Here is a 24,488-nt window from a genome sequence, read left to right on the forward strand (position 1 = left end):
CTGTGAGCACCGAGAACGAGGGCAACCCGGTACCCCCGGCCCCGTCCGCACCTCCCGTGCCGCCGACGTCTCCCGCTGCCGCTCCGCAGGCGGCCGCGTCCGACGGCGGGGAAGCGCCGACGACCCCGATCCAGCCGGTGCCCCAGGGCGCGCCCGCGGGTGACCCTTACGCGCCCCCGCCGCAGGCCCCCGCCGAGGGTTCCTGGCCGCCCCCGCCCCCCGCGACCCCTTCCTACGCGGACGCCGGCGCGGGTGCAGGTGCGGCTGCCGGGGCCGGCTGGGGCTCGCCGTACGACCAGCACCAGCAGTACCAGCAGCACCAGCCGTTCCAGCAGCCGCAGGCCGCGCCGAAGAAGGGCAGCGGGCGCGGCGGTCTGATCGCCGCCGTTCTGGTGGCCGCGCTGGTCGCGGGCGGCATCGGCGGCGGCATCGGCTACACGCTGGCCAAGAACAACGACGGCACGGGCTCCACGACCGTCTCCGCCTCCTCCGACGGCGGCGCCACCCAGGTCAAGCGCGCGGCCGGCACCATCGCGGCGGTGGCCCACAACGCGCTGCCCAGCACGGTCACCATCGAGGCCGAGTCGACCAGCGGCGAGGGCGGCACCGGCACCGGGTTCGTCTTCGACACCCAGGGCCACATCATCACCAACAACCACGTGGTCGCCGACGCCCTCGACGGCGGCAAGCTGACCGCGACCTTCCCGGACGGCAAGAAGTACGACGCCGAGGTCGTCGGCCACGCGCAGGGCTACGACGTCGCGGTCATCAAGCTCAAGAACCCGCCGTCGGACCTCAAGCCGCTCGCCCTGGGCAACTCCGACAACGTGGCGGTCGGCGACGAGACGATCGCGATCGGCGCCCCCTTCGGCCTGTCCAACACGGTCACCACGGGCATCATCAGCGCCAAGAACCGCCCGGTGGCCTCCAGTGACGGCAGCTCCACCAGCAAGGCGTCCTACATGAGCGCCCTGCAGACCGACGCCTCCATCAACCCGGGCAACTCCGGCGGCCCGCTGATGGACGCCTCCGGCGCGGTGATCGGCATCAACTCCGCGATCCAGTCCGCCTCCAGCGGCGGCCTGGGCAGCACCGGGCAGTCGGGCTCGATCGGCCTGGGCTTCGCCATCCCGATCAACCAGGCCAAGTACGTGGCCCAGCAGCTGATCAAGACCGGCAAGCCGGTCTACGCGAAGATCGGCGCGTCGGTGTCCCTGGAGGACTCGACGAACGGGGCGCAGATCACCGACGCCGGTACGGGCGGCTCCGCCGCGGTCGAGTCGGGCGGCCCCGCGGACAAGGCCGGCCTCAAGCCCGGCGACGTCATCACCAAGCTCGACGACTCGGTGATCGACAGCGGCCCGACCCTGATCGGCGAGATCTGGACCCACAAGCCCGAGGACAAGGTTCAGATCACCTACAAGCGGGGCGGCAGCGAACACACGGTCACCGTCACCCTCGGCTCCCGCGTCGGCGACAACTGACCCGCACACCCCCGCGCGAACCGGTTACTCTGTTCCCCGCGCCGATCTCGGTCGGCGCGGGGTGGGTTGCCCGAGCGGCCTAAGGGAACGGTCTTGAAAACCGTCGTGGCAGCAATGTCACCGTGGGTTCAAATCCCACACCCACCGCGCAGGTCATAGACATGCAGGTCAGAAGGGGTGCCCCGGACATGGGGCACCCCTTCTGCGTTCACCTTGCCTCACCCCGAGTCGGTCATATCCCGCGATTGACCAGCGCGTGTGGCCAACCCGTGGCCAGGCCGGCCATGCTGGTCACGACCCCCTCTCGTCGGCCAAGGCCGCATCGATCATGCGGTTCGAGGTCTGCTGCCGACGGCCCCTCGCGGTCGGCCAACAAGCGGCGGCGGCAGCGGCCGCGCCCATCAGCGGACGCCGGGAAATCTTCGCCTGATCCATACCGCCAGCATGCCGAGCGGGCCCCGCCCGGATCAGCTCCCGAAAGTCTGCGTCCACGCATCTTTCGTCGCTGCCGAGCGACTCCGAAGTCGAGCCGAACCCGACGCGCGCCACGCGGACGTGGCGTGCGAGATCGCGGGCCACTTTCCGTGTTCGATTTTCAGGGGCGGTGGCCGGTCATGCGGGCCGCTGACGCGATCGTCGCGCGGGCCTCGCGTTCCGTCAGGCCGGTGTGGACCGCCGCGTCGATCAGCGGGGCCCGCAGGGCGCGGCCGATGCCGTTCTCGTAGGCGCGGCAGGCCGCCCAGAACAGGCGGGTGTTGCGCTGGCCCTCGTGGGCGGCGAGGACGAACTGGACCAGGCCCTGGCCGCGGTTGCCGACCGAGGGGTGGGTCGCGGGGTGGGGTGCCCGTGGGGGTGGGAGCAGGAGGCGGAGCAGGGACGGCGGGCAGGGGGCCGGGACCAGGTGTTCGGTGCCGGGGGCGGTGGCGTAGACGCCGTGGTCGGTGCGGGAGCCGGGGCCGACCAGGTAGCCGCCGGCGCCCCGGATGTCGATGCCGGGGGCGAGCCGGCCGGCCGAGTTGGGGATCACGGCGTCCGGCGGTCCGGTCAGCCAGAGGTGGCGGCCGCCGCTCGGCGTGAGCACGACGACCGTGGGCGGGATGGTGAACAGGTGCCGCAGTGCCAGTTCGCGCAGGGCGGCGGTGGAGTCCGTACCGGACTTCATGTCGAGGTCTACGCCGATGAGGCGGTGCGGGGGCAGCCCGCAGGCGATGCCGTAGCCGGTTGCCCAGGGCGCCGCGGCGAACAGTTCGCGGATGCGGGCCGGGTCGGTGGTGGCGTCGTACACCCCGTGGCCGGGGCGGCCGCACTCGCCGTGGCAGGGCGCTAGTGCCGGTTCCGGCCCGTCGAGGTCCGGGGAGCCGAGGTCCGAGGAACGGTCCGGAGAGCGGTCGGGGGACAGGGAGCTGCCCGGTGATCGGCCCGGGGATCGGTCCGGGGACAGGGATCGGTGCGGGGAGCGCAGGGCCGGGAGTTTGGTCCGGGACAGAGGGATGACGGCCAGGCCGCGCTCGGCGGCTGACAGGGCGTGTGCGAGGGCCAGCGTCGTGGCCTGCCGGTCGGTGGTGGCCATGCATCCATGTTCGTACGTATGTTCGAAAAAGGGAAGAGGGGTCGGGTGTGACACGCCGAGGGCGGCAGCTTGGCCGGAAAAGGTGCCGGATCGGTTCTCCCCTTGGGGTGCTTGGAGAGGTGATGTACGGACTCGTCATGACTGGGGCTGGAGTCAACCAAAGATGGCGAAAGGGGTTTATCGACTTGTCATCACGCTTGAGGGCGAATGAGCCTGTCCGGGGTGGTTCGCCGGGGATTCGGTGGGCAATTCTGATCTCGCGACGTCGATGACAACCACCGAGGCGGTCGGCCAACTGCCTTGGAAACAGCCTTACTTGACGTACTTTCCGGCATAGCCGGGCTCTGAGAGGAAACAACATGGCAAGCATCCGTACCGCCCGCGTTCTCGCCGCCGTCTCCGCCCTTCCGCTCGCCGCCGCTCTCTTCGCCGGTGTCGCCGCCGCGGACAACGGTGCGATCGCGGGCAACGGATCGAGCGCCAACGCCGGTGTGGCGGGCATCATCGGCAGCGGTGTCGGCCACGACAACAACGGCAACTCCTCCACCACGCAGCAGAACGCGGTGGGCAACGGTGCCTCGAACCAGAGCAACACCGCGCAGGTCAAGGGCTCCGCGTGGACGGCCGTCCAGCAGGGCAACGACAATGTCGCCGTCCACTTCACCCAGCTGTGGTAGTCCCCGTCTGAGCCCTGGTGGGGTGTGCTCTGTGGGGATGGCAGCACGCCGGCGCGGCGGTACTCCGGTACCGCCGCGCAGGCGTTTTCCGGCTACGCGCCGGTCGACGCGCACTGTCTTCCGGCGACTCCCCCCTCTTCCGGCAACTCCCCCTCCTCCGGCAACTCTCGGTCTCCCCGCGGCTTTCGGCCTTCCCGCGGCTTTCCGTCTTCTCCCGGCTTTCCGTCTTCCCGCGGCTCACCGTCTTCCCGCGCCTCCTTCCGGAGGCTCCCGGCCTTCCCGCCCTGCGTGCCGCCTGTTCGACCTTGACAGTGGGCCGTATCTGACGGACAGTCAGAAACCATGCATCTGGCCCCCACCGAACGCCAGCGGCGGCTGCGCGCCGAACTCCGTGCCTACTTCCGGTCCTTGATCCCGTCCCCCGCACCCGAGGCGCCCGAGGAACGCCGGGCCCTGCTGCGCCGCATCGGCGCGGACGGCCTGCTCGGCCTCGGGTGGCCTGTCGAGTACGGCGGTCAAGGGCGGGGCGCCGAGGAGCAGTTCGTGTTCTTCGACGAGGCGTACCGGGCCGGCGCCCCCGTCTCGATGGTCACGCTCAACACGGTCGGGCCCACGCTCATGAAGTACGGCAGTGACGAACAGAAGGCCCGCTTCCTGCCCGGCATCCTCAGCGGCGACCTGGTCTTCGCCATCGGCTACAGCGAACCCTCCGCCGGTACCGACCTCGCCTCGCTGCGCACCCGGGCGGTGCGGGACGGCGACGGCTGGCGGATCGACGGGCAGAAGATCTTCACCTCGGGCGCCCAGCACGCCGACTGGATCTGGCTGGCCTGCCGTACCGACCCCGAGGCGCCCAGGCACCGCGGCATTTCCATCCTCCTGGTCCCCACCGACGCCCCCGGGTTCTCCTGGACCCCGATCGAGACGGTCGGCGGCCAGATCACCACGGCGACCTACTACGACGGCGTCCGCGTCCCCACCGGCCACCTGGTCGGCGCCGAGCACGACGGCTGGTCGCTCATCACCAACCAGCTCAACCACGAGCGGGTCGGCCTCGCCGCGACCGCCATGCAGGCCGAGGACTTCTACGAGGCCGCGCTCACCGCCGCCCGCACCCCCGATCCGGTGACGGGCCGACGCCGTGTTGACGAGCCCTGGGTACGTTTTCGGCTGGCCGAAGCGCATGCCCGGCTGGCGGCAAACCGCCTGCTCAGCTGGCGTTTGGTGGGGGACACGGGGGCGGGCCGGGTGGCCCCCGCGGAGGCCAGCGGCGTGAAGTTCGCGGGAACGGAATCGGCAGTCGCGACGTATCGCATGTGTCAGGAGATCGTCGGCGAGACGGCATTGGTCCGGTCCGGATCGCCGGGGGTGTTCGAGGACGGCGAGCTGGAGCGGCTCAACAGGGCGGCACAGATCAACACGTTCGGGGGCGGGGTGAGCGAGGTGCAGCGGGAGATCGTCGCGACGATGCGGCTCGGGATGAGGAGGGGTGGCCGTGGCCGGGGGGACTGACGAGCTGGGGGCGCGGCTCAGGGTGTACGAGGGGCAGCCGGCCGCGGTCTCGGGCGTGGGCAGGGATCCGGTCAACCTGCCCATGATCCGGCACTGGTGCGAGGCGACGGGCGACACGAATCCGGCGTACGAGGGGCCCGACGCCGTCGCCCCGCCCACCATGCTCCAGGCGTGGACCATGGGCGGCCTGTCGGGACACGGCGGGCGCACCGGCGCGTACGACGAGCTGATGGCCCTGCTCGACGAGGCGGGCTGTACCTCGGTGGTCGCCACCGACTGCGAGCAGGAGTACCTGAAGCCGCTGCGGCCGGGCGACGAGGTGGTCTTCGACACGGTGATCGAGTCGGTGTCGGAGCGGAAGCGGACGAAGCTGGGCACCGGGTACTTCGTCACGACCCGCACGGACGTCCGGGTCGGGGACGACCTCGCCGGCACCCACCGCTTCCGCATCCTCAAGTACGCGCCGAGCGCCCGGCCGCCCGCCGGGAAGGCCCGGCGGCCCCGCCCGGTGGTCAACCGGGACAACGCCGGCTTCTGGGAGGGCGTGGCCGAGGGCCGTCTCCTCATCCAGCGCTGCGCCGACTGCGGCACGCTGCGCCACCCCTGGCTGCCGGGCTGCAACGCCTGCGGCTGCCTCGACTGGGACACGGTCGAGTCGGCCGGCGAGGGCACGGTCTATTCGTACGTCGTGATGCACCACCCGCCCTTCCCGGCCTTCGCCCCTCCGTACGCGGTGGGCCTGATCGAACTCGCCGAGGGCGTGCGGATGGTGAGCAACGTGGTGGGGGTGCCGTACGACAAGGTGCGGATCGGGCTGCCGGTTCGGGTGGAGTTCCGCCGGTACGAGGACGAGGAGGGCGCGCTGACCCTGCCCGTCTTCCGTGCCCTCGACACCCTCGACACCCTCGACGGTCTTGCCGGTCTCGACGGGGAGGTCTGACATGGACTTCACGCCCACCGAGGCGCAGGCCGAGGCCCGTGACCTGGCCGCCCGGATCTTCGCCGACCTCGCGACCCATGAGCGACTGCGGGCCGCCGGTACCGGCAGCGACCCGGAGCTGTGGAAGGCCCTCACCGCGGCCGGGCTGGTGGCCGCGGTCGAGGAACTGGGCCTGCTGGGGCTGGTGCTGCTCCTGGAGGAACAGGGCCGCGCCACGGCCCAGGTGCCGTACGCGGCGAGCTGTGTGTACGGACAGCTGGCAGTCGCCGCCCACGGCACGAGCGAACAGCGGGAGCGGCTGCTGCCGGGGATCGGGGACGGGTCGGTGGTCGTCGCCGGTGCGTTCCCCGCCCAGCAGGGTGTACGGCCTTCCGGGCGGGGTGGGCTGACCGGCACCGTCCCCGTCGTCCCGTGGCTGCGCGATGCCACGCATGTCCTGGTCGCGGACGCCGGCCGGCGGCTCTGGCTGGTGCCGCTCGGCGAGGGCACCGGCATCGAGGAGACCGAGCTCACCGCCCCCTGGTCGGCGGGACGCCTCACCCTCCACGAGACCCCCGCCGAGCCCCTCGGCCCCGCCCCCAACCCCGGCTCGGGTCCCAACCCCGGCTCGGGTCCCGACACCGGCTCGGGTCCGGGCACGGGCACCGGCACCGACCCCGACCCCGGCTCGGGCGCCGACACCTACCCCAGCTCGGGCACCGGCGCCCCCGACCCCGGCTCGGGTCCGGGCACCGACTCCGGCTCGGGTCCGGGCACCGGCACCGACCCCGGCCCGAGCCTCGGCCCCACCGCCTACGCCTACGCCTACGCCGACATCCTGGCCACCGCCCGCATCGCCTTCGCCGGGCTCCAGGCCGGTGTCTGCGCGGGCTCCCTCGCGCGGGCCGTCGCGCACGCCAACACCCGCGAGCAGTTCGGGCGCCCGCTCGCCACTCGGCAGGCCGTGCAACTCCGGGCAGCCGACGCCCATATGGACACCGAGGCGATACGGGTGACGGCGTACGAGGCGGCCTGGCGGAGGGACGCCGGGCTGCCGTACGCCACGCACGCGCTGACCGCCGCCTGGTGGGCGTCCGAGGCGGGGCAGCGGGTCGTGCACACGGGCCAGCATCTGCACGGCGGCGCGGGCGCCGACGTCGAGCATCCGGTGCACCGGCACTTCCTGTGGGGGCGCCAGCTGGACGCGTATCTGGGCAGCGGGGGCGAAGTGCTCCAGGAACTGGGGGAGTTGATCGCGAGTGGGAGTTGAGACGACACGGCCGGGGGTGGGTACCGCGCTGCCGCCGCTGGAGATCCCGATCACGCGGACGCTGATCGTGGCCGGCGCGATCGCCTCCCGGGACTACCAGGACGTGCACCACGACGCGGAACTGGCGCGGCTGAAGGGCTCCCCCGACATCTTCATGAACATCCTGACCACCAACGGCCTGGTCGGCCGGTACATCACCGACTACTTCGGCCCGACGGCAGAGCTCCGCAAGGTCTCCATCCGGCTGGGCGCGCCCAACTACCCGGGCGACACGATGGTGCTGACCGGCCGCATCGAGGAGCTGGACCGCGAGACGCGCACGGCGACGATCCGGGTGGTCGGCGCCAACAGCATCGGCAACCACGTGACCGGCACGGTGACCGTCGAACTCACGGGGGGTCTGGTGACCGTCACCGTTACCGACGAGGGGGACTCATGAGCGTCCGGGGCCGGGACTCGCTCGGCGGGCGGGCGGCGATCGTGGGGATCGGGGCCACCGAGTTCTCCAAGGACTCGGGGCGCAGTGAGCTGCGGCTGGCGGCGGAGGCGGTGCGGGCCGCGCTGGCCGACGCGGGGCTGACCCCGTCGGACGTGGACGGGATGGTGACGTTCACGATGGACACCAGCCCGGAGATCACCGTGGCCCAGGCCTGCGGGATCGGCGAGCTGTCCTTCTTCTCCCGCGTTCACTACGGCGGCGGCGCGGCCTGTGCGACCGTCCAGCAGGCGGCGCTGGCGGTGGCGACGGGGGTGGCCGAGGTCGTCGTCTGCTACCGGGCGTTCAACGAGCGGTCGGGGCGCCGGTTCGGCTCGGGCGTGCAGCACCGGGAGCCGTCGGCGGAGGGTGCGGCGCTCGGCTGGGCGCTGCCGTTCGGGCTGCTCACCCCGGCGTCCTGGGTGGCGATGGCGGCGCAGCGCTACCTGCACGCGTACGCGCTGACCCCGGAGGCGTTCGGGCGGGTGGCGGTGGTCGACCGGAAGTACGCGGCGACCAATCCCGCCGCCTACTTCCACGGCCGTCCGATCACCCTCGCCGACCACGCGGCATCCCGCTGGATCGTCGAACCGCTCCGGCTTCTCGACTGCTGCCAGGAGACGGACGGCGGACAGGCGCTCGTCGTCACGTCGGTGGAGCGGGCGCGTGATCTGCCGCGTCCGCCGGCCGTGATCGCGGCGGCCGCGCAGGGCGCCGGCCGGGCCCAGGAGCAGATGACCAGCTTCTACCGGGACGACCTGACCGGGCTGCCGGAGATGGGCGTGGTGGCCCGGCAGCTGTGGCGCACCTCCGGGCTCGCCCCGGCCGACATCGACGTGGGGATCCTGTACGACCACTTCACCCCGTTCGTGCTGATGCAGCTGGAGGAGTTCGGGTTCTGCGGACGCGGGGAGGCGGCGGACTTCGTGGCCGAGGAACGGTTGCCGCTGAACACGCACGGGGGACAGCTCGGGGAGGCGTACCTCCATGGGATGAACGGGATCGCGGAGGGGGTACGCCAGTTGCGGGGCACGGGCGTGAACCAGATACCGGGCGCGGGCCGGGTCCTGGTGACCGCCGGTACCGGGGTACCGACGTCAGGCCTGGTCCTGACCTCGGACGGGTGACCCGGCGGCCCGCCGGGGGCGCGGTCCGCCACCTCGGCCGTACCGCCCCCTCAGGGGTAAACCCGCAGGAGGACTGCCCGCGTACTCCACCTTCAGGAGGTGTAGCCAGCTCTACCCCTACAACCTGAGGCGGACTCTCCATCGGGACCTGCGGCCGATCCGCCGTCACGCTGTTCGCTCATAGCGTGGAGCCATGACCACACCCGTCTGCACCAGCGCTTCGGACGCCGCTGTCTCGGCGAGGCAGACCCGGCCGTACCCGTCCTTCGCGTCGTACGTCAGGGCCCGCCAGCCGGTCCTGCTGCGCACCGCCCGGTCGTTGACCGCGAACCCCAGTGACGCGGAGGACCTCCTCCAGACCGCGCTCGCCAAGACGTACGTGGCCTGGGAGCGGATCGAGGACCATCGGGCGCTCGACGGCTACGTGCGCCGGGCGCTGCTGAACACCAGGACCTCGCAGTGGCGCAAGCGCCGGGTCGACGAGTTCGTCTGCGACGAACTGCCCGAGCCGGAGCCGGCGGGCGGCGGGGACGAACCGGCCGAACGGCAGGCGCTGCGCGACGCGATGTGGCGGGCGATCATGAAGCTGCCCGCGCGGCAGCGGGCGATGGTCGTGCTGCGGTACTACGAGGACCTCAGCGAGGTGCAGACGGCCGAGGTGCTCGGGGTGTCGGTGGGCACGGTGAAGTCCGCCGTGTCGCGTGCGCTCGGCAAGCTGCGCGAGGACCCTGAGCTGGACGTCGTCCGATAGCGAACGGACAGTCGTCGGCGGGTGTTAGTTGGCTCTCCCCTAGTGACATACCGCCCGGTATGTGAGCAGAATCAGCGCAGCCCCTTTACCACCGAGTAGGCAATGTCGCCCCCGGGAGGACCGCCGTGCTGAGCACCATGCAGGACGTACCGCTGCTGATCTCCACGATCCTGACGCATGGGTCGAGGGTTCACGGCGAGTCACAGGTGACCACCTGGACGGGCGAGGCCGAGCCGCACCGCCGCAGCTTCGCCGATGTCGGCGCCCGCGCCGCCCAGCTGGCCCACGCCCTGCGCGACGACCTGGGTGTCCAGGGCGACGACCGGGTGGCCACGCTCATGTGGAACAACGCGGAACACACCGAGGCGTACTTCGCGATCCCCTCCATGGGCGCGGTCCTGCACACGCTCAACCTGCGGCTGCCCGCCGAACAGCTGGCCTGGATCGTGAACCACGCGGCCGACCGGGTCGTGATCGTCAACGGTTCGCTGCTGCCGCTGCTCGCCCCGCTGCTGCCCCACCTGAAGCCGTTGCGGCATGTCGTGGTCTCCGGCCCGGGGGACCGTTCCCTGCTGGACGGCGCGACCGTGGCCGTACACGAGTACGAGGACCTGATCGCCGGCAAGCCGACGGCGTACGACTGGCCGGAGCTCGACGAACGCCAGGCCGCCGCCATGTGCTACACCTCCGGCACCACCGGCGACCCCAAGGGTGTGGTGTACAGCCACCGTTCGATCTACCTGCACTCCATGCAGGTCAACATGACCCAGTCGATGGGCCTGACCGACCAGGACACCTCCCTGGTCGTCGTGCCCCAGTTCCATGTCAACGCCTGGGGCCTGCCGCACGCCACCTTCATGACCGGCGTCAACCTGCTCATGCCGGACCGTTTCCTGCAGCCCGCCCCGCTCGCCGCGATGATCGAGAGCGAGCGGCCCACGCACGCGGCCGCGGTCCCCACCATCTGGCAGGGCCTGCTCGGCGAACTCACCGCCCGGCCCCGGGACGTCGCCTCGCTCACCCAGGTCACCATCGGCGGCTCGGCCTGCCCGCCCTCCCTCATGGCCGCGTTCGACAAGCTGGGCATGCGGGTCTGTCACGCCTGGGGCATGACCGAGACCTCGCCGCTGGGCACGGTCTCCCGCCCGCCGGCCCACGCGGTCGGCACGGAGCAGGAGTTCGCCTACCGCCTCACCCAGGGCCGTTTCCCGGCCGGTGTGCAGGGCCGGCTGACCGGCCCCGGCGGCGAACGCCTCCCCTGGGACGGCGAGTCGGCCGGCGAGCTGGAGGTGCGCGGCCCCTGGATCGCGGGCGCCTACTACAACGGCCCCGACGCCGACCCGCTGCGCCCCGCGGACAAGTTCAGCGAGGACGGCTGGCTGAAGACCGGTGACGTCGGGACCATCTCGCCCGACGGCTTCCTCACCCTCACCGACCGCGCGAAGGACGTCATCAAGTCCGGCGGCGAGTGGATCTCCTCGGTCGAGCTGGAGAACGCGCTGATGGCCCACCCGGACGTCGCCGAGGCCGCGGTGGTCGCCGTACCCGACGAGAAGTGGGGCGAGCGCCCGCTGGCGACGGTCGTCCTGCGGGAGGGCTCCACGGCCACCTTCGAGACGCTGCGTGTCTTCCTCGCCGAGGAGGGCAAGATCGCGAAGTGGCAGCTGCCGGAGCGCTGGACGGTGGTGGAGGCGGTGCCGAAGACCAGCGTCGGCAAGTTCGACAAGAAGGTGCTGCGGAGGCGCTACGCCGAGGGCGAGCTGGACATCACCAGCCTGTGAGTGCCCCGCAGCCTCTGAGCGCCCCGCACTGAAGCGCCCCGTCAGGGGCGCGGGGAACTGCGCGACCAGCCACGCTCAACCCGCGGCCGACGGACGGCAGTTCCCCGAACAGCGCGCTCTCAGTTCGTTCCGATCCGCGCCAAGAGGTCCACGATCCGGTCCTGCACCTCGGTACTCGTTGACCGCTCCGCCAGGAACAGCACCGTCTCCCCCGACGCCAGCCGCGGCAGGTCCGCCTGGTCGACGGCGGCCGTGTAGACGACCAACGGCGTCCGGTTGAGCTGCCCGTTCGCTCGGAGCCAGTCGATGATGCCGGCCTGGCGGCGGTGCACCTGCAACAGGTCCATCACCACCAGGTTCGGCCGCAGCTGCCCGGCCAGCGTCACTGCGTCCGCGTCGCTCGCCGCCCGCGCGACCTGCATGCCGCGCCGCTCCAGCGTCGCGGTCAGGGCGAGGGCGATCTCCGCGTGCTCCTCGATGAGCAGCACCCGCGGCGGATGCTGTTCGCTGTCCCGGGGCGCGAGCGCCTTCAGGAGTACGGCGGGATCGGCGCCGTACGCCGCCTCGCGCGTCGCCTGTCCCAGCCCGGCCGTGACCATCACCGGCACCTCGGCCGCCACCGCCGCCTGCCGCAGCGACTGCAGCGCGGTCCGTGTGATCGGCCCGGTCAGCGGGTCCACGAACAGCGCCGCCGGGAACGCGGCGATCTGCGCGTCGACCTCCTCACGGGAGTGCACGATCACCGGCCGGTAGCCGCGGTCGCTCAGCGCCTGCTGGGTGGTGACGTCCGGCGCGGGCCACACCAGCAGCCGGCGCGGGTTGTCCAGCGGCTCCGGGGGCAGCTCGTCGTCCATCGGCTGCGGGCGCGGCGGATCCGCGACCTCGACCGCCCCGCCCGGACCGTCCAGCGGCTCCGGGCCCTCGGCGGCGTTCACGTCCGGTGCGCCTATCGCGTACGACCGTCCGGCGCCCTCGGTGGCGCCCGTGAGCCGGGACTGCCCGGCCAGCGACGGCTGGGGCAGCGGCTGGGCCACCGGCTGCTCGGCCGGCGGATGCGGCCGGGCCGCCTGCTCGGGCTGCTGCTCGTTGCGCGTGCCCAGCTTGCGGCGCCGTCCGTTGCCGCCCGGCTGGTGCGGGGGCGGGGTCGCCGTCGGCTGCTGCACCTGCGCGGCCTGCCGGGAGAACGGCACGCCCTGCCCCAGCGTCCGCACGCTGAACGCCCGGCCCTGCGTGGAGTCCGGGTCGGCCGGCGCGGGCGTCGCCGCCGCCTCGGCGGGCAACGGCTGCGCGGCGCGGGCGGGTTGGGCGGCGGGCGCGGGCGTTTCGTCGGCGCCGCCCGGCCACTGCTGCGGTACGGGGGCCACGGGCGCGGCCTCCGCCGGCAGCGGCTGGGCGCCGGCCGGGGTGGCTTCAGCGGCCGGGGCGGGCTGCGCGGGCGCCGGCTGGGCCGGGGTCGGCCGGCCGGGGGCCGCCGGAGCGGGGATCTGCGGCTGCGGCTGCTGTGCCTGCGCCGGTACGGCGGCCGCGCCCGGCAGCGGCTGCGGAACCGGCCGGCCGGGCTGACCCGCCTGCACGGGTGGCACCGGCTGCTGACCGGCGGCCGCCGGGGCGACCGGGATGCCGGACGGCGCGGCGGCCTGGGCCGCGGGCCCGGCCTGGGCCGGGACGCCCTGTCCGGGCTGACCGGGAGGAAGGTGCCCCGGCGGTACCGGCTGGCCGGGCTGGCCGGGTGCGCTCGCCTGCGCGGGCACCGTCGGCACGACGGACGGCGCGGCCTCCTCGGGCTGGCCCACGGCCCGTCGACGGCGGCCCGTCGGCGCGTTGGTGGGATGCGGCTGCGGCGGGGTGTGGTCGTCGGCCTGGTCGTGCGCCACGGCGTCGTGCCAGCCCTCCTCGCCCGCCACCGCGACCGGATCGGGGGTGCGGTCGGCGTCGGCGGGCGGCAGCGCGAAGACCGGACGGGGGCCCGCCTGCTGCTGCTCCGCCCGCTCGGCGGCCGCGGCCAGCGCACGGCGCCGCCGCCCGCTCGGCTGCCCCTCGTCGTCCTGCACGGCAGCGGCAGCGGGTGTGGCCGAGGGGGCGGGCAGCGCCGGCGGCAGCGCCTGCCGCTCGTCGGGCTCACGCCGGGCACGTCGCCCCGCCGCCGGCGCGGGCACGCCCTGCGGCGGAACGGTGCCACCGAGCCCCGTACCCGCGGCGGCCGTACCGGCGCCCTGCTCGGCCGCCGTCACCACGGCACCCTCGGAGACGCCGGCGACACCGGCGTCCCCCGCGTCTCCGTCGGCGCCCGCGTCGGCCGGCCGGCCGCGGCGCCGCCCGGTACCGCCGGACCCCGACTCCGCGCTCTCGACGCTCGCGGCGCTCTCGATCGCGGCGGGCCCGCTCTCCAGGGCCGCCGCCTCGGCGGCACGCCGGCGCCGCCGCCCGGTCGGCGCCACGGCCGGGACCTCGCCCTCGCCGCCCTCGCCGCCGGGCACATCGCTCTCCAGGAAGGCATCCACGGAGGACCGCCGGGCCCGCCGCCGCCCACCGGCACCGCTGTCGTCGGCGGCCGGGATCATGGCCACCGCCGTACCGGGCGGCGGGGGCACGGCCCCGGCGCCGCCTCCGATCGGCACCTCCAGGACGAACGCACTGCCGCTCATGCCGGGCACCTCGTGCGTCTGCAGCACACCGCCGTGCGCGCGCACGATCCCGCGCACGATCGGCTCGTGCACCGGGTCTCCCCCGGGGTAGGGCCCGCGCACCTCGATACGGACGACCTCACCGCGCTGCGCCGCCGCGACCACCACGGTGTTGTCCATGTAGCCGCCGGCGGAGACGGGCGCGTTGCCGGTCGCGTCGACACCCGCGACGTCCGCGACGAGATGCGCGAGCGCGACGGCGAGCCGCTGCGGATCCACCTCGGCCTCGATGGGCGGCGCGTGCACGGCGAACTGGACCCGCCCGGGGCCGATCAGCTCCACCGCCCCGTCCACACCGGCGGCGACGACCGCGTCCAGCATCACTTTCGTGCGGTTGATGTCCTCGGTCCCGGCGTCCAGCGCCTGGTAGCCGAGCACGTTGTCGATGAGCTGGGTGATGCGCGAGTAACCGGCCGAAAGGTGATGGAGCACCTGGTTGGCCTCGGGCCACAGCTGCCCGGCGTCGTCGGCGGCGAGCGCGGCCAGTTCCCGGCGCAGTTCGTCGAGCGGGCCGCGCAGCGACTGCGCGAGCAGGGTCAGCAGCTGCTCGTGCCGCCCGGAGAGGGCCTCGTACCGGTCCTTCTCGCGCTCGCCGAGGGCCGCGTACCGCTCCTCGCCGGACGCCAGCTCCTCGGCGTGCCGCTCGCGCAGCTCCTCGACCTCGGTGACGTGCTTCTGGCGCAGCGCGGTCAGGTCGGAGGCGTGCTCCTCGGCGAGCCGCTCCAGCTCCTCGGCGTGCGTCTTCTCCTGGGTGTCCTTCTCCTCGGACAGGGCGTCGTACGGCCGCCGGTCGGTGAAGGTCATCACGGCGCCGACGAGCTGGTCGCCGTCGCGTACCGGCGCGGTCGTCAGATCGACCGGCACCTTCTTGTCGCCCTTGGCCCACAGCACCTGGCCGCGCACCCGGTGCTTGCGCCCGGAGCGCAGGGTGTCGGCGAGCGGCGACTCGGCGTACGGGAAGGGCGAGCCGTCCGCGCGCGCGTGCAGCACCAGATTGTGCAGCTCCTTGCCGCCCAGCTCACCGGCCCGGTAACCCAGTATCTGAGCGGCGGCCGGGTTCACGAGCACGATCCGCCCGTCGGTGTCCGTCCCCACGACACCCTCGCTCGCGGCCCGCAGGATCATCTCGGTCTGCCGCTGCGAGCGGGCCAGTTCGGCCTCGGTGTCCACGGTGCCGGTCAGGTCGCGCACGACCAGCATCAGCAGCTCGTCGGCGCCGTAGCCGTAACCGTCGTACGCCTGCTGCCCGTTCTCCAGGTTGGCGCTGGTGACCTCGACCGGGAACTCGGAGCCGTCGGTCCGTCGCGCCACCATCCGGGTCGGCTTGGTACGCCCGCGCGGATCCATGTGATCGGGCCGCCGCATGGACCCCGGGATGAGCCGGGAGTCGAACTGCGGCAGCAGATCCAGCAGCCCTCGCCCGACCAGCGCGGTACCCGGTGCCTCGAACGCCTCCAGAGCGATCGTGTTCGCGTTGACGACGGTCCCGTTGGCGTTGACCAGCACCAACGCGTCCGGCAGCGCATCGAGTATGGCTGCGAGGCGAGCAGCGCCTCGGGATGGCCTGCTGCTCACGAGACGCTTCCTCCCTGTTACCGCACCTTGCCGACCGCTCGGGCCATCTTGCCAACCGGCCCGCGGCGTGTCACGCGAGGGAGTCTAAAGGCACCGGTTGCGCTCAGGGCGCCGGATGAGAGGGAGGTCGCACGACGAAGTGACGGTGAACATGTGACCGACATGCCTCACCTCCGCCGTACCTCCGCGAGACTTCTACGGGAACGGGGCCCCCGCCATGAAACCGCTGTGCCGCCCTGACGGCTGAATCGCTCGATGGGCGACCGGGCCGCCAGACCCTGGGAACCCAGGTCTGGCAGGACCCTAGGAACCCAGGTCGGGCAGCAGGGGCACCATGCGGTTCCAGCGTCCGATCTCGCAGCCGTTGCTGCGGTCGTAGGTCGCGTCGACCGGGCGGCCGGCCCAGGTGCCGGTGACATGGGCGGTGGCGGGGCCGCCGTACAGCATGGTGCAGGCGGTGTCGGGGGCGACCGGGGCGAAGGTGTCCCGTCCCCAGCGCGTGTTCCGGTCGAGCGCCTGACAGGCCCCGCTCACGTCCGGGTGACTGCCGGCGCCGGGATGGCAGGACAGCTCGTACGTGCCGTCCCGCCCGTCCCCGGCGTGCCGGACGGTGACGGTGAGGTGGTCGCCCTGGACAGCGGCGGAGGCGGAGGCGGGCAGGGCGGGGAAGGATCCGAGAACGGCGGCGACGGCCCCGAGGGCGCCCCGCACGGCGAAGTGAGACATGCCCTGCCCAACGCGCCGGCCGCCCGGACGTTGCGGCGCGCCCCCGGGGCTCACGGGAAGGGCTTTGCCCTGCGGCCCGACTGCCTAGTACCGTGGGAGCCGATTGGTGACAGCACGCTCGACTGTGTCATCATCTGCACGCACCACTCGCGCTCGCGCGGGCGGCTGTGCGGGAGGCGTCGCCTAGTCCGGTCTATGGCGCCGCACTGCTAATGCGGTTTGGGACTTCAATCCCATCGAGGGTTCAAATCCCTCCGCCTCCGCACCTGACTCAGGGAGCCCCGACCATTTTCGGTCTGGGCTCCCTGAGTCGTTTACGGTCCCGTCAGCGCTCCGACGTGATCACCACCACCCCTGCCGGCCGGTGCGTGCAGGACCCCGAGATATGGCGTTTCCGCAGGTCACAATGGGTGCACCTAACGGATTTCACATGGCGGCGGCAGTCATGTAATGTTCTTCCTGTCGCCGCGAGCGGGCCGGAAGGGCCGGAAGCGAAGACAAAAAAGACAAGAGAACAAGCACTCGTAGCTTAACGGATAGAGCATCTGACTACGGATCAGAAGGTTGCAGGTTCGAATCCTGCCGAGTGCACACAGGTGAAAGGCCCCGTCGGTTCATCCGACGGGGCCTTTGACATCAACGGCTGACATCAACGCGGCTGAGAGCGCCGCTCGCTCCTCGCTCTCGGGCTCCTGCTCTTTCTGTGAATCTTCCTTCGGGTCTTCCAGCCCAAGAGCGTCGTCCCTGCGATCGGCGGCGGCCTTGAGCGTCGTGTTCATGTTTGGTGGCTACTTGCCAACGTCGAGCGGGCGCACCCCCGCCAGAGACTTTATCGTCATGTTGACGCTTAGCGGTATGCTCGCCAGCCTGCGGAGGCGCAACTGCCGGGCGGCAGGTGCATGTGAGGATCCTCTTGGGCCTCTGCGGCGCTCGGCGACGATGGCTGAAGTCGGCTGGGACGGAACCGGTGACGGGCTCGCACGGCCATCCTCTGGCCAGGCTGGCCCGGTGTGCTTGTTCGAGGTGAACACGCCTACGGATTACAGGACCGAGTTCGTGGTCGGGCAGCGGCTGGTCGGTTGATCGCGGGCGGTATGACGGTGTGTCTGTACGGCCGCGCAGGGTGGGTGTGGCTTGATCGTCGGGCGGTCCCGGCAGGGGCCTGAGCATCAACCGACGTCCGCGGCACGCCCTGAGTGCCGCGCTCTTTGTCGAGGAGTCCCCCATCGTGAGACCGACCCTGCGACATGCTGTGTTCCAACGGTGTGGTGCCAAAACCGCTGGTGAGTGGCTGCGGCACCCGGCCCGGCGTGCTGCCGTCCTGCTCGCCACGGTGGCGCTGCCGGCGGCCCTGGTGGTGCCCACGGCCACGCCCGCCGCTGCGGCGGTGCCCGTGACCGTCACCTTCAACGCGGGCGCCAACCAGCCCTTCACCGTCCCGGCCGGCGTCACCCAACTGACCGTCACCGCCACCGGCGCCGCAGGCCAGAACGGGTCCAACGGCGCCGCAGGCGGGAGCGGCGCCACCGTCACCGGCAACGTCACCGTGCCGCCGAGCACCACCACCCTCTATGTCAACGTCGGCACGGGCGGGGGCGCCGGCGGCGGAGTGGCGGGTTTCCCGGGCGGTGCCGGCGGCGGTTCCAGCGATGTCCGCACCTGCAGCTCGGCCGTCCCCGGCTGCACCCTGACCGGCGTCCCCGGCACCGACCCCCGCCTCATCGTCGCGGGCGGCGGAGGCGGCGGCGGAACCGGCGTCCCCGGAGGCCAGGTCCCGCAGGCCACCGGCGGAGACGCCGGAAACACCGGCGGGGCCGGCGGCCAGAGACCGGCCGGCGGCCAGGGCGGCGGCGGCGGAACCCAGACAGCCGGTGGCGCGGGCGGAGCCGCATGCCCCTCCATCGGTACATCCGGCACTCCGGGCACCGGCGGTGCGGGCGGCAACGGCGGAGGCGGCTTCGGGGCCGGCGGAGGCGGGGGCGGCTGGTTCGGTGGAGGCGGCGGCGGAGGCTGCAACATCATCACGAGTGGCGCCTCTCCCAGTGGCGGTCCTGGTGGCGGCGGTGGTGCGTCGAACTTCGTCCCCACGGGTGGTACCTCCGGACCTGCCACAGGAGCGGCCAAGGTGACGATCACCTACGAGCCGGTCCCCCCCACCTGCGCGACCGCCACGCCGACCATCACCGGCACCAACGGCCCCGACTTCCTGGTCGGCACTCCCGGCGATGACGTGATCTTCGCTCTCGGCGGCAGCGATGTGGTCGACGGCCGCGGTGGCAACGACCTCATCTGCGGCGGCGACGGCAACGACTCGTTGTCCGGCGGTGACGGCAACGACCGCATCGAGGGCGGCAACGGCGCCGACGCCCTGAACGGCGGCAACGGCAACGACGCCCTCTTCGGCGGCCCCGGCAACGACGCCCTCTTCGGCGGCCCTGGTACCAACACCAACGACGGCGGCCCCGGCGCCAACGGCTGTTTCAACCCCTCCACCGGACCCGGCTGCCCCTGACCCACCCCACACCGCCGACCTGATCGACGAACATCAGAAACGGGCCCCGGCGCACCCCTCGTCGCAGCGGCGACCAACGCACGAGGCCCGTTTCAACGCTTTGTCCAACCGAGGAGAGTAAGCCTGCTCGCACGCGGAGCCGTCTCCCGGGACAGGCGTACAGCAGTGAAGTACCGCAACTCCAGCAGCTGCCCCCGACCTGGGCATGTTGCGTGACATCAGTAGCTGACATCAACAGAGGCGTACAACCGCGCACCGTGGCACGCCCGTGATCGGTGGACGAGCCGACAGATTCCAGCAGGCGAGCGGTTCGTGATGGTGCTGCACGCGCCTACGGATCAGGCGGAAGTCCTCGGCGAAGAGTCTCGCGGCCCATCGGCGTCGGCTGGTCGAGGAGCCCGGCCGCCGCGACGCACATCGAGACGGTGCCGAGTGCGGCCCCTTCGCTCATGTCCGCCTGGCCGCCCCGGCAGCGTCGGCACGTACAGGGCGGCAACGGCGTGTCGGGAAGCCTCGCTCCGCTTCCGTGCCCGATAGAGCGGGAAACCAGGGGGAACAGCGGTGTCCGGCGGGCAGCGCACACGTCAACGGCCCCCGACCGTACTGCCTGGTCAGGGGCCGTCAACGTCACGCGGTGGGTGTGGGATTTGAACCCACGGTGACTCGAGCCACGACGGTTTTCGATATCGTCGGCCGACGTTCGCCGAAGTGCCGGCCGAGGTGCTCACGGCCCGGGGCCAGTCCAGGTACAGGACAGTGGCATCGTCGCGTGGGTCGTGGTTCGTGGTCGTGAAGGCCCGGCCTACCTGACCGGACCTTCATCTTCTCCTGGCCGTTCGTCAGGCATGTCCAGGATGGGCTCTCGGGTATACCGAGGGCTCTCAGGTGGTGGGGCCGCACCAGGGACCATGAGTCCGGCGAGGAGCCCGCTCAGATCATCCGTGGACAGCGCCAGGCCCAGGGTCTGCACGATGCGCAGAGCACAGTCCCGGACGGACTGAGCGCCCATCTCGGGCGCCGCCGCGCTCCTGATCTCGTCACACACTCGACTGAACTGCTCAGCGCTGATCGTTGGCCGGCTTACCGGTTGCACCATGGTGCGCTCCTCCTGGAAGAACGGCCCCCACCCGCTCTTCCAGAAAGCGCCGAGCACACCCCAACGGCAACTGGAAAGAGCCGGCGCGCAGCCGCTTGGCCAGAGGCCAGGCGGCTGGGGCGAGTGATCAGCACGCTGAGTCTCTCACTGGGCACGGCCAGGCCTCTATAGCGGCCGATCGCCGGGTCGTCTCTCGGCCGTGCGAGGTCGGCCGACATCGACCGACGATGACGGACACCCACGGCATCTGACGGAAGCAGCCGAACGCGCCGGCGGCCCGTAATCGAACAACCTGGTCAGACGATGCCTTTCCGTCTCGGTTTCCGTCTCATTCAGCCCCGTTCACGGCCGTTCAGGCGAGACCCGGAGCCGTCCCCGCACCAGCGGCCAGCCACCCATGAACGCAGGTGAACGCCCCCGCACCCAGCCCAACACCTCACCAAGACAGTTGGAAAGCGTGCGTCGGTCCGCTCGCGGCCGGCCGACACGGTGTGGGCGCGTTGTCAGAGGCTGGTGGCATCGTGCCCGCATGGACACGCTCTTTGATCTTCCCGAACCGGAGACGCCAGAAGAAGCCGTCATTGCTCGCTATCGGCTGAGCGATGACCAGTACGGCTCGCGTGCCGAGCGGGAAGCGATCTTTGATGCTGAGCGCACCATGACGGCCGCCGTCGGAGAGGCGGGAGTCGGTGAAGTGGATGGGAACGAGTTCGGCGGAGGCGAAGCCGTGCTGTACGCCTACGGGGCGGATGCGGAGGCGCTCTTCAAGGTGATGGAGCCGACCCTTCGCGGTCTGCCGTTCAGGCCGGCCCACGTCGTGCTGCGGCAGGGGAGCCGGGAGACGGAGACCCGAGTGGATCTGTGATGCGGTACAGCAACGGAGTACAGCAATCCCAGCAACCGTCAGCACCCAATGTCGGCCGTCACGCCCCTCCCCGCAGCCTGTATGACCTCTAACGACCGATCTCTGCAGAGCTACGGATCAGAAGGTTGCAGGTTCGAATCCTGCCGAGTGCACACAGAGTGAAGGCCCCGGATCAGTCCGGGGCCTTTGTTGTTTCGGGGGGCGTACGGCGGCGAAGTGAAAGGGCCCTGGTTCGAACTCCGGCGACCACGCGGACGGATGGACGGCGGCCGGTGGGTCAGTCGTGCTGGGGTTGGACGGACCCGGGCGGTGTCCTGCTCATGTACCAGCCTTCGACACGGGGTCCGACGAGGTCTGACGGCCAGCCCGCTGTCTCGACGGCCGCGTCGTAGACGGCGTCACCGAACGCCACGATGGCCTGGTGCGGGTCCGCTGTCTCCCTGAGCCTGGCCCACGGCAGACGGACCAGGCCGGCGTCGGGATGCCATGCGGCGCCCTCAACACCCCAGGACCGGTCGCCGAGACCGTCCGGCGGGGGCCAGATGTACGCGTACATGCCGACGTTCGGCGCCTTGGCGTCCCCGAAGGAGAATCCCACCGACACGTACGTGTCGAGCTGGGCGTTCTGCAGGAATGGCGGCTGGTGGGGCGTCGGCACGGCGGGCCGCGCACGGTAACGCGTGGCGGACAGGTCGAAGCCGCCCCACATCACGCCGACCCGGGGGCGGTATCCCAGGAAGGGGGCCTGCCACGCCTCGAGCCCGTCAGCGGCAAGGTCCAGCGCCGTCCAGATCAGCCGGGCGGCGTGGCCGTCCCAGACGCGTTCGACGTGATCGTCCTCGAAGCGTGGCGGCGCATCCGGAATCTCGCATATCAGCGAGCTGCGCGGTCGGGGTATGCCGAGCTCGTGCGCCGCGGCGCAGAAAGACGCGTAGAACGTGGCGACCGATCCCTTGGACAAGGTCACCGTCCGCGAGCCCTTGTCGGTCTCGATGGCCACATCACCGTCGAGCAGGCGGTAGTGCACCGTGAAGGTCGTGCCTCGCTGCCGAAGTGTCGGCGTTCTGAGCCCACGGGGGGTGACATCGAGGACGGTGTTTCCCCAGCCGGCTTCGAACGGCTCGTCGAGGGTGTACTTGCCCGCGACCTGTACCACCCGGTTCAGGTAGTCGACCATCGGCGCCAGGTCCACTCGCACCAGCGTCGGCCACGCATTGAGACGGTCGCTCACGGAGAGCCTCCCATCGCGGCGACGGGCGAGCCTCGGACGCGGAACCGCGATCCACCAACCGATTGTCACACGCAGGTCCGGGTCTCCGCTCCTCGTCCACCGCAGGGCTTCGGCACCCGTGCCCCCGAGAGGTTGCCCAGGGCATTGAGGCAAAGCATTGCCCCAAAGCGTTGACGGCGCGACGAAATGACCGGAATGCAATGATTGGAACTACCGGCTGATCCCTCGGTGATCGCGAGGAGCGACAGATGGATGCGTCGGACGAACTCCTGCGAGGGGCTGAACCGTCGGCTCTGTTGTATCCCAACGGCATCGTCCGCTCCCTGAACACGGCGATGGCCACGTCGCTCGACAGGCCGGCGGAACAGTGTGTGGGCCGGTACGCATGGGAGCTGGTGCCCGAGAGCCAGCGCCCTGTGGTCGCTCGCCTGGTGACCCACGCGAGCAGGCAGCGGCTGGCGATGCGGGTGCTGGACCTTCCCAGTCCCGACGGAGCATCTCTGGCCTTCCTCGTCGAGGCGCGGCCCGTGACCACCGACGGGGGCGAGCAGCTCGTCTGGATGCACTCCCTGAACGTGCAGAAGGACCTCGGCAGCCTGCTGATGCCGTTCCGGCTGTCGGCGAGGGCCGCCGGCCTCGGCCTGTGCATCTACCACCCCGAGGTGCAGGAGCTCGAATGGCTGGGAGGCGCGGCCGACGTGGGCGCGCTGTTCCCGGAGGCCTCGGTGTCCTTGCCCTGGGTGGTCCGGCACGTCGACCCCGACGATCGGAACTCCCTGCGACGGCTCCTGGCCGCGGAGGCTCCCCAGCGCACCTGGACCAGACTGCGGTTCCACACCGACCACGGCGACCGGTACGACCTGGCCTGCCAGACCCGTAGGGTCCGTCTGGGGTACGACGGTCCCGAGCAGGTCTTCGGGATGATCCGCGACGACACCAAGCACGAGGCCCGCCGCAAGGAGATGCTGGCCAGGCTGGGGGCCGAGCGGCGCCGCGCCGACGAGATCGCCGAATTCTCCTCCGCCCTCATCCGCACCGCCTCCGAGCAGGAGCTACAGCAGGTCGTTCTGACACGGCTCGCCGCGACCTTCGGCGGTACCAGCGCTGCACTCGCGCTCGTCGACGACGGGCACCTCTCCGTCTCCTCGGACGGCGGGTTCCCCGCGTGGCACGCCGGCGAGGTGCGCAGCATGGACCTTGACGAGCGGCATCCGCTGTCCCAGGTGATCTGTACGGGCGAGCCGCAGTTCATCGCCGATCGGACGGAGCTTCTGCGCCGCTGGCCGCACGCGTGCGCAGCGCCCCAGCAGCGGGTCGGCCCCGACGTCGCCGTATCGATCACCCCCCTCGGCCTCGCCGTCGACCACCCCCTCGGGGCCTGGGTGGTGACCTACGAGATCGGGCACCGTCCGTCCCCGGACGAAAGCGCGTTCACGCTCACCATGGCCGAGCTGGCCGGCCAGGCACTGGTGCGCATCAGATCCCAGCAGGCCCGCGTCGAGCTGGCCACGGCGGTCCAGCGCACCATGCTGCCGCAGCTGCCCGAGCACCTGCCGGGCCTGCGGGTCGCTGCCCGCTACCGGCCCTGCGGTTCCGGGCTCGACATCGGCGGAGACTGGTACGACGCCTTCCTGATGCCGGACGGCACGGTTGCCCTGGAGATCGGCGACGCCCAGGGGCACGACGTGGACGCGGCCGCCTTCATGGGTCAGGTGCGCGGCTCCATGCGCGCGATCGCCGCCCACGAGCCGAACCCCGGAACCGTGCTGAGAAACGCCAACCAGCTGCTCGTCGCGATGGACGCACCACGGTTCGCCAGTTGCTGCATGCTGCGCATCGACTCGGGCAGCGGACAGGTCACCGGCGCCAGTGCCGGCCATGTGCCCCTGCTGTGCGCCCGCGACGACGGCAGCCATGACGTACGCCGGCTGCCGGGCGGTCCGCTCCTGGGCGTCCTGCCGGACGCCGACTACCCGCAGGAGGCCTTCACCCTGGAGAAGGACACCGCGCTGGTCATGGTCACCGACGGCGTGGTCGAAGGGCCGGACCTCCCGCTGGACGCCGGGCTCGAGCAGACCGGCACACTGGCCGCTCAGGCCCTCCACGACGGCCTGAGCCCCGAGGAGACCGCCGACCGGATCCTCGACGCCGCCATCGCCTCCAACAACCCCGACGACGTCGCCGTGCTGATCGTCCGACGCGCATGACGCGCCCCTTGCCCGCCCGATCGGCA

17 protein-coding genes and 3 tRNA genes are annotated in these 24,488 nt (G+C 71.8%); 15 read left to right on the top strand and 5 right to left on the bottom strand.

All coding sequences use genetic code 11. The features are described 5' to 3' along the window. Nucleotides 1-2 precede the first annotated feature (2 nt). Together ACZ5K7_RS17415 and ACZ5K7_RS17420 are read left to right on the top strand one after the other, a co-directional pair. On the top strand, nt 3-1,484 hold the full coding sequence (locus ACZ5K7_RS17415) for a S1C family serine protease (protein WP_351695709.1): 1,482 nt from the start codon (nt 3-5) through the stop codon (nt 1,482-1,484). Between the two features lie 60 nt (nt 1,485-1,544). Further along, nucleotides 1,545-1,631, top strand: a tRNA-Ser gene (locus ACZ5K7_RS17420). Nucleotides 1,632-2,079: 448 nt separating this feature from the next. On the opposite strand, the gene ACZ5K7_RS17425 is transcribed toward ACZ5K7_RS17420, so the two are convergent. Next, nucleotides 2,080-3,054, bottom strand: a complete 975-nt coding sequence (locus tag ACZ5K7_RS17425) for a bifunctional DNA primase/polymerase (RefSeq protein ID WP_468914356.1) — start codon at nt 3,052-3,054, stop codon at nt 2,080-2,082. Nucleotides 3,055-3,413: 359 nt separating this feature from the next. Between ACZ5K7_RS17425 and ACZ5K7_RS17430 the strand changes: the two genes are divergently transcribed. From ACZ5K7_RS17430 to ACZ5K7_RS17465, 8 genes are all read left to right on the top strand, one after another. Then, a complete protein-coding gene (locus ACZ5K7_RS17430) occupies nt 3,414-3,731 on the top strand; it encodes a hypothetical protein (RefSeq protein WP_468914359.1) in 318 nt (105 codons plus the stop codon). Nucleotides 3,732-4,073: 342 nt separating this feature from the next. Further along, nucleotides 4,074-5,243 carry an acyl-CoA dehydrogenase family protein gene (locus tag ACZ5K7_RS17435; protein WP_468914361.1) on the top strand — a complete coding sequence of 390 codons (1,170 nt, stop codon included), beginning with the start codon at nt 4,074-4,076 and terminating at the stop codon, nt 5,241-5,243. Continuing rightward, nucleotides 5,227-6,183, top strand: coding sequence for a bifunctional MaoC family dehydratase N-terminal/OB-fold nucleic acid binding domain-containing protein (locus tag ACZ5K7_RS17440; protein ID WP_468914364.1), 957 nt, complete (start codon nt 5,227-5,229; stop codon nt 6,181-6,183). The genes ACZ5K7_RS17435 and ACZ5K7_RS17440 overlap by 17 nt, the downstream gene beginning before the upstream one ends. A 1-nt stretch (nt 6,184) precedes the next feature. Then, nucleotides 6,185-7,432, top strand: coding sequence for an acyl-CoA dehydrogenase family protein (locus tag ACZ5K7_RS17445; RefSeq protein ID WP_468914367.1), 1,248 nt, complete (start codon nt 6,185-6,187; stop codon nt 7,430-7,432). A gap of 16 nt (nt 7,433-7,448) precedes the next feature. After that, nucleotides 7,449-7,871: a MaoC family dehydratase gene (locus ACZ5K7_RS17450; RefSeq protein WP_468914370.1), complete on the top strand. Its 423-nt coding sequence runs from the start codon at nt 7,449-7,451 to the stop codon at nt 7,869-7,871. Continuing rightward, nucleotides 7,868-9,034: a lipid-transfer protein gene (locus ACZ5K7_RS17455; RefSeq protein WP_468914373.1), complete on the top strand. Its 1,167-nt coding sequence runs from the start codon at nt 7,868-7,870 to the stop codon at nt 9,032-9,034. The genes ACZ5K7_RS17450 and ACZ5K7_RS17455 overlap by 4 nt, the downstream gene beginning before the upstream one ends. 193 nt (nt 9,035-9,227) lie before the next feature. Further along, complete coding sequence (locus ACZ5K7_RS17460) at nt 9,228-9,785, top strand: SigE family RNA polymerase sigma factor (RefSeq protein WP_351695693.1); 558 nt, start codon at nt 9,228-9,230, stop codon at nt 9,783-9,785. 125 nt (nt 9,786-9,910) lie between these two features. Next, complete coding sequence (locus tag ACZ5K7_RS17465; RefSeq protein ID WP_468914376.1) at nt 9,911-11,566, top strand: long-chain fatty acid--CoA ligase; 1,656 nt, start codon at nt 9,911-9,913, stop codon at nt 11,564-11,566. 119 nt (nt 11,567-11,685) lie between these two features. Here ACZ5K7_RS17465 and ACZ5K7_RS17470 read toward each other — a convergent pair whose 3' ends face one another. Together ACZ5K7_RS17470 and ACZ5K7_RS17475 are read right to left on the bottom strand one after the other, a co-directional pair. Next, nucleotides 11,686-15,825 (bottom strand): hybrid sensor histidine kinase/response regulator, encoded by a 4,140-nt coding sequence (locus ACZ5K7_RS17470; RefSeq protein ID WP_468914379.1) that lies wholly within the window; start codon nt 15,823-15,825, stop codon nt 11,686-11,688. Between the two features lie 303 nt (nt 15,826-16,128). After that, nucleotides 16,129-16,551: an SSI family serine proteinase inhibitor gene (locus ACZ5K7_RS17475; protein ID WP_468914382.1), complete on the bottom strand. Its 423-nt coding sequence runs from the start codon at nt 16,549-16,551 to the stop codon at nt 16,129-16,131. A 172-nt stretch (nt 16,552-16,723) separates the two neighbouring features. Here ACZ5K7_RS17475 and ACZ5K7_RS17480 point away from each other — a divergent pair. Beyond that, nucleotides 16,724-16,814 (top strand) — tRNA-Ser (locus ACZ5K7_RS17480). A gap of 255 nt (nt 16,815-17,069) precedes the next feature. Beyond that, a tRNA-Arg gene (locus tag ACZ5K7_RS17485) sits at nt 17,070-17,142 on the top strand. Nucleotides 17,143-17,165: 23 nt separating this feature from the next. Here the strand turns inward: ACZ5K7_RS17485 and ACZ5K7_RS17490 are convergent. Next, nucleotides 17,166-17,330: a hypothetical protein gene (locus tag ACZ5K7_RS17490; RefSeq protein ID WP_468914385.1), complete on the bottom strand. Its 165-nt coding sequence runs from the start codon at nt 17,328-17,330 to the stop codon at nt 17,166-17,168. Between the two features lie 449 nt (nt 17,331-17,779). Here ACZ5K7_RS17490 and ACZ5K7_RS17495 point away from each other — a divergent pair, with 449 nt between their 5' ends. Together ACZ5K7_RS17495 and ACZ5K7_RS17500 are read left to right on the top strand one after the other, a co-directional pair. Further along, a complete protein-coding gene (locus ACZ5K7_RS17495) occupies nt 17,780-19,063 on the top strand; it encodes a calcium-binding protein (RefSeq protein WP_468914388.1) in 1,284 nt (427 codons plus the stop codon). Between the two features lie 1,625 nt (nt 19,064-20,688). Then, nucleotides 20,689-21,024 (top strand): hypothetical protein, encoded by a 336-nt coding sequence (locus ACZ5K7_RS17500; protein WP_468914390.1) that lies wholly within the window; start codon nt 20,689-20,691, stop codon nt 21,022-21,024. Nucleotides 21,025-21,301: 277 nt separating this feature from the next. On the opposite strand, the gene ACZ5K7_RS17505 is transcribed toward ACZ5K7_RS17500, so the two are convergent. Then, the gene (locus tag ACZ5K7_RS17505) at nt 21,302-22,255 is read right to left on the bottom strand and encodes a DUF5996 family protein (RefSeq protein ID WP_468914392.1); all 954 of its coding nucleotides are present in this window, start codon (nt 22,253-22,255) and stop codon (nt 21,302-21,304) included. Nucleotides 22,256-22,503: 248 nt separating this feature from the next. On the opposite strand from ACZ5K7_RS17505, the gene ACZ5K7_RS17510 reads away from it, so the two are divergent. Beyond that, nucleotides 22,504-24,462, top strand: coding sequence for a SpoIIE family protein phosphatase (locus ACZ5K7_RS17510; RefSeq protein ID WP_468914394.1), 1,959 nt, complete (start codon nt 22,504-22,506; stop codon nt 24,460-24,462). Nucleotides 24,463-24,488 lie beyond the last annotated feature (26 nt).

Source organism: Streptomyces sp. NPDC031497, from assembly GCF_055580905.1.

What these genes read in the sequence shown, in the direction of transcription:
- ACZ5K7_RS17430 (WP_468914359.1), top strand. Translation starts at nt 3,414, where the DNA reads ATGGCAAGCATCCGTACCGCCCGCGTTCTCGCCGCCGTCTCCGCCCTT.
- ACZ5K7_RS17475 (WP_468914382.1), bottom strand. Translation starts at nt 16,551, where the DNA reads ATGTCTCACTTCGCCGTGCGGGGCGCCCTCGGGGCCGTCGCCGCCGTT.
- ACZ5K7_RS17425 (WP_468914356.1), bottom strand. Translation starts at nt 3,054, where the DNA reads ATGGCCACCACCGACCGGCAGGCCACGACGCTGGCCCTCGCACACGCC.
- ACZ5K7_RS17445 (WP_468914367.1), top strand. Translation starts at nt 6,185, where the DNA reads ATGGACTTCACGCCCACCGAGGCGCAGGCCGAGGCCCGTGACCTGGCC.
- ACZ5K7_RS17490 (WP_468914385.1), bottom strand. Translation starts at nt 17,330, where the DNA reads ATGAACACGACGCTCAAGGCCGCCGCCGATCGCAGGGACGACGCTCTT.
- ACZ5K7_RS17510 (WP_468914394.1), top strand. Translation starts at nt 22,504, where the DNA reads ATGGATGCGTCGGACGAACTCCTGCGAGGGGCTGAACCGTCGGCTCTG.
- ACZ5K7_RS17500 (WP_468914390.1), top strand. Translation starts at nt 20,689, where the DNA reads ATGGACACGCTCTTTGATCTTCCCGAACCGGAGACGCCAGAAGAAGCC.
- ACZ5K7_RS17455 (WP_468914373.1), top strand. Translation starts at nt 7,868, where the DNA reads ATGAGCGTCCGGGGCCGGGACTCGCTCGGCGGGCGGGCGGCGATCGTG.
- ACZ5K7_RS17460 (WP_351695693.1), top strand. Translation starts at nt 9,228, where the DNA reads ATGACCACACCCGTCTGCACCAGCGCTTCGGACGCCGCTGTCTCGGCG.
- ACZ5K7_RS17435 (WP_468914361.1), top strand. Translation starts at nt 4,074, where the DNA reads ATGCATCTGGCCCCCACCGAACGCCAGCGGCGGCTGCGCGCCGAACTC.